General features: G+C 37.7%; 8 protein-coding genes. 4 read left to right on the top strand and 4 right to left on the bottom strand.

The window, feature by feature from the left end:
* Nucleotides 1-257: 257 nt before the first annotated feature.
* From hisC to A3EM_RS0102380, 4 genes are all read right to left on the bottom strand, one after another.
* Nucleotides 258-1,310, bottom strand: a complete 1,053-nt coding sequence (hisC, locus tag A3EM_RS0102395; protein ID WP_020526567.1) for a histidinol-phosphate transaminase — start codon at nt 1,308-1,310, stop codon at nt 258-260.
* A 63-nt stretch (nt 1,311-1,373) separates the two neighbouring features.
* Complete coding sequence (gene hisD / locus A3EM_RS0102390; protein WP_026210059.1) at nt 1,374-2,681, bottom strand: histidinol dehydrogenase; 1,308 nt, start codon at nt 2,679-2,681, stop codon at nt 1,374-1,376.
* A 138-nt stretch (nt 2,682-2,819) separates the two neighbouring features.
* Nucleotides 2,820-3,680 carry an ATP phosphoribosyltransferase gene (gene hisG, locus A3EM_RS0102385; RefSeq protein ID WP_020526565.1) on the bottom strand — a complete coding sequence of 287 codons (861 nt, stop codon included), beginning with the start codon at nt 3,678-3,680 and terminating at the stop codon, nt 2,820-2,822.
* A 130-nt stretch (nt 3,681-3,810) separates the two neighbouring features.
* Nucleotides 3,811-5,529, bottom strand: coding sequence for a GMC oxidoreductase (locus tag A3EM_RS0102380; RefSeq protein WP_020526564.1), 1,719 nt, complete (start codon nt 5,527-5,529; stop codon nt 3,811-3,813).
* Between the two features lie 262 nt (nt 5,530-5,791).
* On the opposite strand from A3EM_RS0102380, the gene A3EM_RS0102370 reads away from it, so the two are divergent.
* From A3EM_RS0102370 to A3EM_RS0102355, 4 genes are all read left to right on the top strand, one after another.
* Entirely contained in the window at nt 5,792-6,262 is a 471-nt protein-coding gene (locus A3EM_RS0102370; RefSeq protein WP_020526562.1) for a ribosome maturation factor RimP, read from the top strand.
* A gap of 39 nt (nt 6,263-6,301) precedes the next feature.
* A complete protein-coding gene (gene nusA / locus A3EM_RS0102365; protein ID WP_020526561.1) occupies nt 6,302-7,549 on the top strand; it encodes a transcription termination factor NusA in 1,248 nt (415 codons plus the stop codon).
* A 165-nt stretch (nt 7,550-7,714) separates the two neighbouring features.
* Nucleotides 7,715-10,888: a translation initiation factor IF-2 gene (infB, locus tag A3EM_RS0102360; protein ID WP_020526560.1), complete on the top strand. Its 3,174-nt coding sequence runs from the start codon at nt 7,715-7,717 to the stop codon at nt 10,886-10,888.
* Between the two features lie 273 nt (nt 10,889-11,161).
* Nucleotides 11,162-13,447 (top strand): peptidylprolyl isomerase, encoded by a 2,286-nt coding sequence (locus A3EM_RS0102355; protein ID WP_083925154.1) that lies wholly within the window; start codon nt 11,162-11,164, stop codon nt 13,445-13,447.
* Nucleotides 13,448-13,478: the final 31 nt, after the last annotated feature.

The following is a 13,478-nucleotide window of genomic DNA, read 5'->3' as shown; positions in this document are numbered from 1 at the left end:
GTTAGTTATCTTTCTATTCTGAGGAAGTGTTTGTTTTAGTTTGTTGCTAAATCACCGATAATTAATATTATAACAGTAATTTTACTTTAAATTAAAGGCTTATTCTTCTAATAATCCAATTTTTAGTGTAAAAATTATACAGAGATCAGTTTTTTTTTGAAGTTTAAGTAAAATTTCCCTCAAATCAGGTTTGATTTTATGTTTCCCACTGAAAATAGAATTAAAAGGCATCGGAACAGGTAATAACTTCTTTATTTTTATTGAAAAGCCTTCAGCGCTTCAATTAAATCCTTATTTTCTTTGGCAGTTCCCACCGTAATTCTCAAACAACCTTCACATAACATGACTTTCGATCTGTCTCTTACAATAATTAATTTATCTATCAGGAATTGATAAATTTTTACGGGTTCATCAACCTTAATTAAAAGAAAGTTGGCATGGCTTGGATAAATATGTTTCACCAGAGGCAGCTGTTCAAATACTTTAATAAGTTCAGCTCTTTCCTGAAGAATTTCCCTTACCATTTGTTCCTTCTTCCTTACATTTTTAAGGCTTTCAAGTGCTTTTTCCTGAGTCAGTTGGTTGATGTTGTAAGGGTATTTGATCTTGTTGAGCAGGGTAATAATTTCTTTTGAAGCAAAGGCCATCCCAATCCTTAAAGCAGCCAATCCCCATGCTTTTGAGAATGTCTGAAGTACAACCAGGTTTTGGTACTCGGAAAGAAGGTTGGTAAAGCTGGTATGGTCTGAGAAGTCAATATAGGCTTCATCAATTACAACCAATCCATTGAATTCATCCAAAATTTTTAAAATTGCCTTTTCATCTAATTTATTCCCAGTAGGATTATTCGGATTACAAATAAATATAAGCTTGGTGGACGGGGTAACAGCTTCAAGAATTCCATCCACATCTAATTGAAAATCAGTAGTGAGCGGAACAGTAATCACATCCACCAAATTAATGTCTGCACAGACCTGATACATGCCATAAGTTGGTGGCAGGGTAATCACATTATCAGCTTTGGGTTCACAAAAAGCCCGAAACAACAAATCAATGGCTTCATCGCTTCCATTTCCCAAAAATGTATTCTCCGGATTGACTCCTTTTATGGGAGATAAAGCTTTTTTTACTTCCCATTGATAAGGATCCGGATAGCGATTAAAATTTTCATCAGTGGCTGAACCTAATGGATTTTCGTTGGCATCCAAGAAAGTGCCTGCCACCCCAGTATATTCATCTCTTGCAGAAGAATAGGGCTTTAAATTCAGAATATGAGGTCGGGCAAATTTTGTTATATCAATGGATTTCATACCTCAGGAAGAGTTATTTGGAAATTTGTGAATAGATAATGAATAGCGTCCAGTGATTTTAAATTAAATCTTATCTTTAATTTTATCCTCCTTAATCTTTTTCAATCTTAAAGTCACTGCATTTTTATGGGCATGAAGACTTTCTGCTTCAGCCATAAGTTCCACCGCTTTTCCAATATTTTCCAGACCTTTTTCGGTAATCTTTTGGAAGGTTACTTTTTTGAAGAAACTATCCAGTGAAACACCGCTATATACATTGGCATAACCATTGGTAGGAAGGGTGTGATTGGTGCCTGAGGCATAATCTCCCACAGATTCCGGAGTTAAATGACCTAAAAATACCGAACCGGCATTGGTGATTTGCTCGCCAAGTTCTTCGGCATTTTCTGTGGATATAATCAAATGTTCCGGAGCATATTGGTTGATTAATTCTAAAATTCCCTCCATGTCCTTCATCAGGATAGTTTTGCTGTTTTCCAGTGCTTTTATGGCGAATTCCTTTCTGGGCAAATCCTCTAGCTGCTCATTTAGGGATTTTACCACTTTTTTAGGTAATTTCTTATCATTAGTGACCAATAACACCTGACTGTCAACACCGTGTTCAGCCTGCGATAAAAGATCAGAGGCAATAAAATCGGGATTGGCCGAAGCATCTGCAATAACAGCGACTTCAGATGGGCCAGCAGGCATATCTATGGCTACACCTGTTTTGGTTACCAGTTGTTTGGCGGCAGTTACGTACTGATTTCCGGGACCAAAAATTTTGTTCACTTTGGGGACTGATTCAGTGCCAAAAGCCATCGCAGCTACTCCCTGTGCTCCACCAACTTTAAATATTTTGTCAATTCCAATTAAACTGGCAGTGTAAAGGATGGCAGGGTGAATTTCTCCATTTTTGTCTGGAGGAGTACATAGTATCACTTCCTTACAACCAGCCAAAACTGCAGGAATGCCTAACATCAATACTGTAGAGAAAAGAGGTGCAGTTCCACCGGGGATATACAAACCAACTTTGTCAATGGGAATGCTTTTTCGCCAACAGGTCACCCCAGGCATAGTCTCTACCTTCCTCACCAGTTCTTTTTGAACTACATGGAATTTTTCAATATTACTTTTCGCTATTTTTATAGCCGTTTGGAGGTCTTTATCAACTTTCTTCTCCGCCTCTTTTATTTCATATTTTGAAACTAAAAGTTCTTCGATTTCAACCTTATCGTAAGTGGCAGTGAAAGCTTTTAATGCTTTATCCCCTTCCTCTGCAACTCTTGTTAAAATTGGTTTTACCCGATCTTCAATTTCTTCAAAATTCATTACCGGCCTTTCCAGTAACTTATTCCAATCTTCCTTTGGTGGAAATTTAATTAATTCCATGTCCTTTCCGCTAATTAGTAAGTCCCATACTTTTTTGATATTGAGCAACTTTATCTCAATATCAATTAGTTATGGCAAAATTAATAGGTAGTTATATCTTTCAATGCGATTGATATGGCTAAACTAAGTCCTCTCTTTTTATAGGATCATTTTTTCAATAGGCACTACCAATATGCCTTCGGCTCCTGCTTCTCTTAATCCTTCAATTTTCTCCCAGAAATCATTTTCATTAATCACCGAATGAACTGAAACCCAACCTTTTTCCGCAAGGGGTAACACGGTAGGGCTTCTCATTCCCGGTAAAAGGGAAATGATTTTATCCAATGATTGTTCAGGAGCATTTAATAAAATATACTTATTGTTTTGAGCCGACTGAAGGGCTTCAATTCTGAAAAGTAGTTTGTTGATAATTTCTTCCTTTTCAGCATCAAGATTATGATTGGCAATCATAACCGCTTCAGACCTGTAAATGGTTTCAACTTCTTTCAGGCCATTGGTGAAAAGCGTACTGCCTGAGCTAACAATATCACAAACGGCTTCAGCAAGCCCAATGCTTGGCGCAATTTCCACCGATCCACTAATCTCATGGATATCAGCTTTTACCCCGTTTTTAGATAAATAGTCGCCTAAAATTTTAGGGTAGGAAGTCGCAATATTTTTTCCTTCCAAATCCTGAATACCCTTATATGGTTTTGACTTTTCAATGGCTATGGAAAGTCTGCACCTGGAAAACCCTAATTTCTTAATAGCTTTAACATCCTTGTCTTTTTCAGCCACCACATTCTCTCCAACAATCCCCAAATCTGCTACACCATCGGCTACATAACCCGGAATGTCATCATCTCTTAAAAATAAAAACTCTATAGGGAAGTTGCTCGCCATGGCTTTTAATTTCCCTTTCCCATTGGAAACATGAATCCCGCAGGAACTTATCAGTTTCATTGATCCTTCACTTAATCTTCCTGATTTTTGAACTGCGAGACGTACTGTTGAATTCATTAGTAATAAGTTTTTCCTTGCCAAATGCTTTTAAAATTTTCGCAAAAGTCGCATTAAGGATGATAAAATCATAACCTTTTGTTCGATTCCTTTAAAAGATTCACAATTTGGTATTATAGGTTAAATAAATTTAAAGATTCCCCTTTTTTATTTCCTCAGCAGCAAAATTCGCTGCTCTGGCCGTGATAGCCATGAAAGTGAGGGAAGGATTTTGGTTTCCCATGGAAGTCATACAGGCCCCATCGGTCACAAAAACATTCTTACAATTATGCAATTGATTGTGCTTGTTTAAAAGGGAGGTTTTCGGGTCGTGTCCCATTCTTACCCCACCCATTTCGTGAATATCCAGCCCGGGAGCCTGTTTGGTATCCCATGGCCTGATGTTGGTACAGCCCGATTTAGCCAGCATTTCTTCTCCTTCTTTAAAGAAATCCTGAAGCATTTTTTCGTCATTGTCATCATATTCAATGGAAGTAACCAGTTGAGGGATTCCCCAATCATCTTTTTCCGTTTCGCTAAGCCGAACATGATTTGCTTCTTTCGGAATGGTTTCTCCCTGTATCATCATGAAAACCTGCCAGCCTCCCGGTTTGGTCAGGTCATTTTTAAAATCAGCTCCAAAACCTTCTTTTCCATTTCCCTGTCCCCAGTTTTTTCTGGATGCTCCAAAGGCTACCATATAACCTCTTAAAAAATCTGAGTCTTGTTTGAACACATTTTTGAAAGAGGGTATAAAGGCTGTGGTGGGTCTTCGGCCATAATAATATTGATCTTCAAAACCATCGTAATCCGCCAGGATATTTCCTCTATAATTGTGAAACCCCACATATTTCCCTAACAAACCATTGTCATTGCCCAAGCCATTGGGAAATCTTTCCGATTTAGAATTTAACAAAATCAGGTTGGTATTAAGCGTTGCAGCATTCACAAAAATGATTTTGGCATAAAACTCAGTTTCCGCTTTTGTTTCTGTATCAATAACTTTTACCCCAATTGCTTTTTTTTGGGTTTCATCATAAATAATAGAATGGACAACTGAATTTGTTCTTATGGTTAAATTTCCGGTTTTTTCGGCCCAGGGCAGGGTAGAGGAATTAGAACTAAAATAGGCACCAAAGGGGCAACCCCGGTAGCATAGGTGTCTGGCCTGACACTTACCTCTTCCTTGTTGGATATGAATCTCTTTAGGTTCGGTTAAGTGCGCACACCGGCCGATAATTACATGCCTGTTTTCATAATTTTCCTTTACTTTTTCCTGAATTGCTTTCTCAACACAATTCAATTCGAAAGGCGGAAGCACTTCACTATCGGGCAGATTGGCTATGCCATCTTTATTTCCGCTAATGCCCACAAATTCTTCCACATGGCTATACCATTTTTCCAGGTCTTTATATCTGATTGGCCAGTCCACGGCAAATCCATCTCTCTTGGGCGCCTCAAATTCAAAATCACTCCACCGTTGGGTTTGTCGGGCCCAGATTAAAGATTTCCCTCCTTCCTGATAGCCTTTTATCCAGTCAAAAGGTTTTTCCTGGACATAAGGGTGTTCGTGATCTTTCACAAAAAAGTGTTCAGTAGCCTCTTCATAGGCATAGCATTTGTCAACAATCGGATCATTTTCCTTCACTTGTTTGGATAAATCTCCCCGGTATTTAAAATCCCAGGGGTTTTTCATGGCGGTGGGATAATCGGCCATATGTTTTACAGGGCGGCCCCTTTCCAAAACAAGCGTTTTTAATCCCTTTTCACATAGTTCTTTCGCGGCCCAGCCTCCACTTATTCCTGAGCCAATTACTATGGCATCGAAGGTATTATCCATTTCCTGGGTTGTCTGGTTATTTACTTGCATATGTGTTGTCGGTTTATTTTAGTTACTTTTTGTGCTTCAAATATAGGGGAAGCTGAATTTTTTTTTCCAACAAATTGGATAAGTATTTTTTTGGAGAGGATAGTCGGTTGGTGTACAATTAGGCACACTTTTAAAAATATATTAGGGAAAGGACTGTTTTTTTTGGTTTCATTCAAAAAAGATTTATTTTTGTAAGAAATATTTTGAGATTGAAAGATATAGGGGGCTTCGCTCCCTATTTTTTTTAGCTAAATAAATAAAAGTGGAAACAGAAAAATTGATTCGGGAGATTGTAGAAAGTGTGTTGCCAGATACTTCACTTTTTATTGTAGATATCGAAATTAGTGGAATTGACAAGAAGAAAATCAATGTAATAATTGATGGCGATAATGGAGTTGGGATTGATAAATGTGTCAGGGTGAACAGAAAATTGGGAAATTACCTGGAAGAAAATGACCTGATTAAAGAAGCCTATACCTTAGATGTGTCCTCTCCGGGAATTGGCCAGCCACTAAAAATGTTACGACAATATAAGAGTAACATTGGAAGGAAACTTGAATTCCAGTTAAACGATGGAAAAAAGGCTGTTGGTAAACTGGAAGAAGTTTCGGAAGATAAAGTGGTAATAGAGCAGGAAATAGCTGAAAAAAAGAAGAAAGTTAAATTTGTAAAAGGAGTAGAATTAAATTTTGAAAATATAAAGGAAGCTAAGGTTTTAGTTTCATTCAAATAATCTGCTGATAAGTAATAAGATTTTAAAACGAGGTGAACAATGAACAGTTCTATTCTTATTGAAAGTTTTGCCGATTTTGCAAAGCTCAAAAACATTGACCGTCCTACAATGATCAGAATCCTGGAAGATGTCTTCAGGACAATGGTAAGAAGGAAGTTTGGTACCGACCAAAATTTTGATGTGATTATCAACGTGGATAAGGGTGATTTGGAAATATGGAGGTATCGGGAGATTGTTGAGGATGATGCTGAAGTAGAAGATGAAAATCTTACTATTCGGCTTTCTCAGGCTAAAAAGATTGAAGCTGACTTTGAAGTGGGAGAGGAAGTGGCCGAAGAAGTAAAAATTCTTGACTTTGGCAGAAGGCAGGTTCAAACAGCCAGACAAACTCTTATTCAAAAAGTAAAAGACTTAGAAAAAGATATCCTTTTTCAAAAATATAAGGATTTGGTTGGAGAGATGGTAACTTGTGAGGTATACCAGGTTTTAAGTAGAGAATTAATTTTAATTGATAGTGAGAAAAATGAATTATCTCTACCTAAAACAGAACAAATCTATAAAGACAGATTTAGGAAAGGAGATAATGTGAGGGCGATTATCCACCGTGTGGAAATGGTAAATAATAATCCTAAGATTATTTTATCTAGAACTTCTCCTGTTTTCCTTGAAAGGTTATTTGAGGGTGAAGTTCCCGAAGTATTTGATGGGTTAATTACCATCAAGAAAGTGGTGAGAGAACCGGGAGAAAGGGCAAAAGTAGCCGTAGAATCCTATGATGACAGAATTGATCCGGTAGGAGCGTGTGTGGGGATGAAGGGATCAAGAATTCACAGTATTGTAAGAGAATTACAAAATGAAAATATTGATGTGATCAATTATACTGATAACATCGATTTATACATAGCAAGAGCATTAAGCCCAGCCAAAATCAATAACATTAAGGTAGATGCGGATAATGGGAGGGTTTCGGTTTTTCTTGACAGAGATCAGGTGTCACTTGCTATAGGTAAGGGAGGACAGAATATTAAGCTTGCCAGTAAACTGGTAGGAATGGAAATAGATGTATTCAGAGAACTCGGAGATTTTGAAGATGACGAAGAAGATGTGGAATTAAGGGAGTTTGTGGATGTGATAGATGAATGGATGATAGATGAGTTGAGGAGAATTGGTCTTGATACCGCAAAAACGGTGTTGGCGATTAGTCCTCAGGATTTGCTGAGAAGGACCGAATTGGAGGAAGAATCCATAGATTTTATCAGAGAAACGCTCAGAAAAGAGTTCGATTGATGTTTTATGTGGTCATAATAAATCTATTCTTTAAAAGAAATTAAAACAATATTCTATCTTTGCATAAATTTTTATAAAATCATATGAGTTCACAGGCCATAAATTGGGATTGATTTTCCATTTTTGTGGTCTATTAAATTTCATTAGTTCAGTAGATAATTAAATATGAGATTAAGTCAGGCAGCAAGAAAATTTAATGTTGGAATAGCTAGGATTGCAGAATTGCTTGCTTCCAAAGGGTTTAGTGTAGATGCTAAACCTAATGCCAAAATTACTCCTGAGGAGTATGAGGTTTTGGAAAAAGAATTCGAGTCGTCCATGGCCATAAAGCGAAAAGCTGCCGGGATTAATATAGGTTCAAGTCACGAAGATGTGATTATTAAATCTGATTTGAAACCAGAAGGAGCGGATGAGTCAGAAGATGACGAAATTTTTATTCTTGACCAGTCCGGGAATGAATCGGCCCCTAAAGCGGAGCCTGCTGTAGAGGAAGAGAAAAAAGAAGAGCCTGTTTCCGTTGCTAAAAATGAAATTGAGGAGGCTCCTGTTCCAGAAGTTGAAGAGCCAAAAGCGGAGGAGGAACCCGATCAGGTTGAAAAGGCATCCAAATTAAAAGGACTAACAGTTCTGGATAAAATAGAATTGGATGCTAAAGGAAGACCAGTTAAAAGCAAGCCTGTTGAAAAGGAACCAGTAGAAGAAGTGAAAGAAGAGCCTGCTGTTGCTGAGGTGAAGCAGGAAGAACCTCCAATAGAAGAAGTGAAGGAAGAACCTGTAAAAGAAGAGGAACCTGTTGCTGAAGTAGAAAAAGAGGAGAAACAGGAAGAAAGTTCTGTGGAAAAAGTGGAGGAGGAAGAGAAGCCTGTTGAGGCTAAGGTGGAAATAGAGCAGCCTCCTGTTGTGGAAAAACCTGTTGCTGAGGTGAAGAAAGAAGAAAAGGCTGAAGAAGAAAAAACTGAAAGTAAAGTAGAAAAAGTAGTTGAAGAACAAACTAAGAAAGATATTATTGAAGATGTAGAAACACCTGAGGCAGAGGTTGAAGAAGAAGTTGATGAGCAAGAAGAGGAAAGTAAACCAGCAAAAGTAATTGAGGCCAAAGCTGATAAATTACAAGGGCTTACTGTTTTAGGTAAAATTGATTTACCAAGTAAGGATAAGAAGAAAGCCAAACCTGTTGCTTCTTCGGATGATCAACGGGATAAGAAGAAAAGGAAGAGGAAACGTGTTCGTATTTCTAAAGAGAATGAAAAGGACACGGTAAACAAGAATTATGATAAAACTTCCGGAGGAGACAAAGGAGGTAAAAGACATGATAAGCCTTCCGGAGGGAAAGATTTTGATGGGAATCAAGGCAGGGACAGAGATGGCCGAGATGATCGAAGAGGGAAGAATAAACGAACGCCATTTAAGAAAGAAGAAGTTTCCCAAAAAGAAGTACAGGAGAAGTACAAAGAGACTATGGCCCGGATGAGTGGGTCAAGCTCTGGAAAGTCCTCAAAAAGTAAGTACAGGAAAGAGAAAAGAGATGCTATTGCTGCAAAGGAACAAGAGCAGGAAGAAGCAGTAGATCATACCTTATTAAGAGTAACAGAATTCATTTCTACGAATGATTTGGCCACACTAATGGAAGTTAGTGTAAATGAAATAATAGCCAATGCCATGAAGCTGGGAATGTTTGTTTCCATTAATCAAAGGCTGGATGCAGATAGCATTACCATGTTGGCGGATGAATTCGGCTTTAGTGTGGAATTCACAAGTGCTGAAGAAGAAATAGAATTGGTTCTAGAAGAGGAGGATAAAGAAGAAGATTTAGAACCAAGGGCTCCGATTGTTACCATTATGGGGCACGTTGACCACGGTAAAACTTCTCTTCTTGATTACATCAGAAATTCGAAAGTAGCTGATGCTGAAGCAGGGGGAATTACCCAGCACATTGGGGCATACAAGGTGAAAACTGAAAGTGGCAAAGACATCGTCTTCCTGGATACACCTGGTCACGAAGCCTTTACCGCGATGAGGGCAAGGGGTGCTAAATTGACGGATGTAGCCATTATTGTAATTGCGGCTGATGATAGCGTAATGCCTCAAACGGTAGAAGCGATTAACCACGCACAGGTTGCAGGTGTTCCAATTGTAATTGCGATCAACAAAATAGATAAACCAGGGGCAAATTCTCATAAAATAAAAGAGGAATTGTCGCAAATGAACATATTAGTAGAAGAGTGGGGTGGAAAAGTGCAGTGTCAGGAAGTTTCGGCAAAATCCGGGCTTGGCATTGACGATTTGCTGGAAATGGTTGTGCTGGAAGCTGATATACTTGAGTTAAGAGCTAATCCAAATAAAAAGGCCATCGGAACTGTTGTAGAAGCTTCTCTTGATAAAGGTAGAGGCTATGTGACTACAATCCTTGTGCAATCAGGTGAATTGAAAATTGGAAGTATAATGTTGGCAGGCCATCATTATGGAAGAGTAAAGGCCATGACAGATTCCTGGGGTAAACGGCTTAAAAAAGCCGGCCCTTCCACACCAGTGCAGGTACTTGGTTTAAATGGTGCCCCACAGGCTGGAGATAAGATGAATGTGATGGAATCTGAGCGAGAAGCCAGAGAGATTTCCAATAAAAGGGAACAAATTCTTAGAGAGCAAAGTATTAGAGCTACTAAGCGAACCACCCTGAGTGATATTGGAAAACGAATTGCCATGGGTAATTTCCAGCAGCTTAATGTGATTATTAAAGGTGATGTGGATGGTTCTGTGGAAGCACTTTCTGATTCGCTTCAAAAACTTTCGGCTGATGAAGTGGAAGTTAATATTATCCATAAAGCTGTAGGACCTATCTCTGATAATGATATCCTTTTAGCATCGGCTTCCGAAGCAATTGTGATTGGTTTCCAGGTAAGGCCTACACCAAATACTCGAAGACTGGCTGAAAGAGAAGATGTAGAGATCAGGTTGTACTCTGTAATTTACCATGCTATTGAAGAAGTGAAAGCTGCAATGGAAGGACTGTTGTCTGCTGATATTGAAGAGGAAATCGTAGGAACGGTAGAGGTAAGGGAAGTTTATAAAATTAGCAAAGTGGGTACTGTGGCCGGATGTTATGTAACAGAAGGATACATTAAGAGAAATTCTAAGATCAGGCTGATTAGGGATGGTATTGTAATTTATGGAGGAGAAACAGGTGGAGAAATACAAGCACTAAAACGATTTAAAGATGATGTTTCTGAAGTGAAACAAAGCTTTGAATGTGGTATTAGTATTAAAAATTACAATGACCTGAAGGTTGGGGATGTGATTGAAGCGTACGAAGAAAAAGAAATTAAACGAACGCTTAAATAATGATCCTTCAGGCAGAAAGGAAAAATCAGACTAAGGTCTTGAATTCAGTAAAGAATTGATACTGGGAAATATATAATGAATAAGTCACTAATTAGCATTGGTGACTTTTTTTATTAGGAGCTGGTTTAAGTTTTGATATTTCCGAAATAGCGGACCACTTAAAATTTTATCAGCTACAGGCTCCCAAAACCAGATAGAAATAGCTGTTGTTGTTTGCGGTTAATACAATAAAATTAAAACAGGCTCTGAGCTTAAAATACATATAAATTAATTATGAAAGCTTATCGATTGATCATTTGTTATTTGTTTTTGTTTCATTCCTTTTTTCAATCAGTGGCTCAACAAAAGGAAGAAAAGTATATTATTGAAATTGATTCGAATAATGTTTCGGCTGAGGAATTTGTGTATTTATACAGTAAAAATCATAATGATTCTGTAAATGCCTTTACCAAAGAGAGTCTGGAAGATTACCTTGATTTATTTATCAATTTCAAATTAAAAGTAACAGAGGCTTTCGCACTGAATTATGATAAGGATCCTGAATTTATAAATGAATTTGAAACTTATCGAAAACAATTGGCAAAACCATATCTGACGGACGAAAAAGGAATTGAAGATTTGGTTAAAGCTTCCTATGAAAGATTGAAAACTGAAGTAAAAGCCTCTCATATATTAATAAAAGCAGATCAGAAAGCTTCTCCTGAAGATACCTTAAAAGCATTTAAAAAAGCACTGGAAATTAAAAATAAGGCACTAAACGGGGCAGATTTTGGAATGCTGGCTGTGCAATATTCAGATGATCCTTCTGCCAAAACTAACAAGGGATCATTAGGCTACTTTACTTCCCTGCAAATGGTACATGAGTTTGAGGATGCGGTGTACAATGGTGAAATTAATGACATTACCGACCCTATAAGGACCAGATTTGGTTATCATATCATAAAAATACAAGATAAGAGACCTTCCAATGGTTCCGTACATGCCGCTCATATTATGATAAAAGCCCCTGATGGGTTACCCCGGGAGGATTCAATTAGTGCTTATAAAAAGGCGGAGGAAATTTATAAAAAACTTCAAGATGGTGAGGATTGGGATCATTTGTGCAAAACCTTTTCGGACGACAGAGGCAGTAAGGATAATGGAGGGGAATTGAAATGGTTTTCTGCGGGCACAATGGTTGAAGATTTTGCCGAGGCTGCCTTTAAGCTTCAAAACCCGGGAGATATTACCCCACCGGTGAAGACTGCTTTTGGCTGGCATATTATTAAATTACTGGAAAGAAAAGGTATTGAACCATTTGAAAAGATGGCACCAGAACTCAAAAGAAAAGTAGAAAGAGATGCCAGAGCAGAAATTACTCAAAAGGTTTTCCTGGAGAAAATTAAAAAAGAAAATAATTTTATGGAGTACCCGAAGGGGATAAAACTGGCTTTTCAACAATTTAATGACAAACTTTTAGAGGGAAACTGGGAAACTGATACCCTGAATAAATCATTTGAAACACCTATGTTTTCAATTGGTGGTCAGCAATTTTCTGCAAAATCTTTTTTATCCTATGTGATGAAAAATCAGGCGAAAAGGAATAACATGACACTTTTGGAATATGGGGAAGAATTGTATGAAAAATTTAAAAGCGAATCCTGTATTGCTTTTGAAGAAACCCAACTTGCTGATAAGTATCCAGAATACAAAAACCTGGTTAAGGAATATAGAGAGGGGTTGCTTTTATTTAAAATAATGGAAGAAAAAGTCTGGAACCCTGCAGTGAAGGATACTTCCGGGATTGCCCGATTCTTTGAAGAAAATAAGGAAAATTATCAGTGGGATGAACGAGTAAAGGCTATTGTAATTGATGCCAAAAATAAGGAAGTACTGGATAAGGCAATTGTGGCTTTAAAAGATTCCATGTTTGAACTGGATAAGGAGCCAACGGTGGAATGCTTCTATCCTCACAATAAAAACAGCTGGGGAGATACTATATTAAATCAGATAGATGAGGTAATTAAAAAATTACAGGCAAATCCGGATTATCTGGTTAGTGTAAAGGCTTTTTATACCAAAAAGGAAAAGAAAGATCTGGCTGAAAAAAGACTGATAAAAATAAAAGCCTATTTGGATGCTAAGGGATGTGATTCTACCAGAGTGTTGGGTTATGAAAATGGAGGCAAGTTAAAGTTGGCCGTTTCAGATACGCTTGTAGGAGGTAGGGTGACCATCAAATATTTCTCGAAAAACCTTGAAATTTTAGAGAAAAAGATGAATGAAGAGGATCCTCTTGCCTTAAAAATTACTGAAAGGTTATTTGAACAAGGGGAAAGTGAACTTGTGGATGATATCCCCTGGGAAATAGGGAACCACAGAATTGAAAATGATGAAAGGGTAATTCAGGTAAATGTGCTCGAAATTTTACCCCCGGGACCGAAGCAACTTGATGAAACAAGAGGTCAGGTGATATCAGATTATCAGAATTATATTGAAAAAAAATGGCTGGAAAATCTCAGGGAAAAATATAAGGTAACGGTAAATAATTCGACCTTACAAGAGCTTATCCGGAAATAATTTTTTATATTAAATTATTGTAATTGGGTAT

This window comes from Flexithrix dorotheae DSM 6795, from assembly GCF_000379765.1.
Classification (GTDB): Bacteria; Bacteroidota; Bacteroidia; order Cytophagales; family Flammeovirgaceae; genus Flexithrix; species Flexithrix dorotheae.
This window is presented reverse-complemented; position numbering and strand designations above follow the sequence as displayed.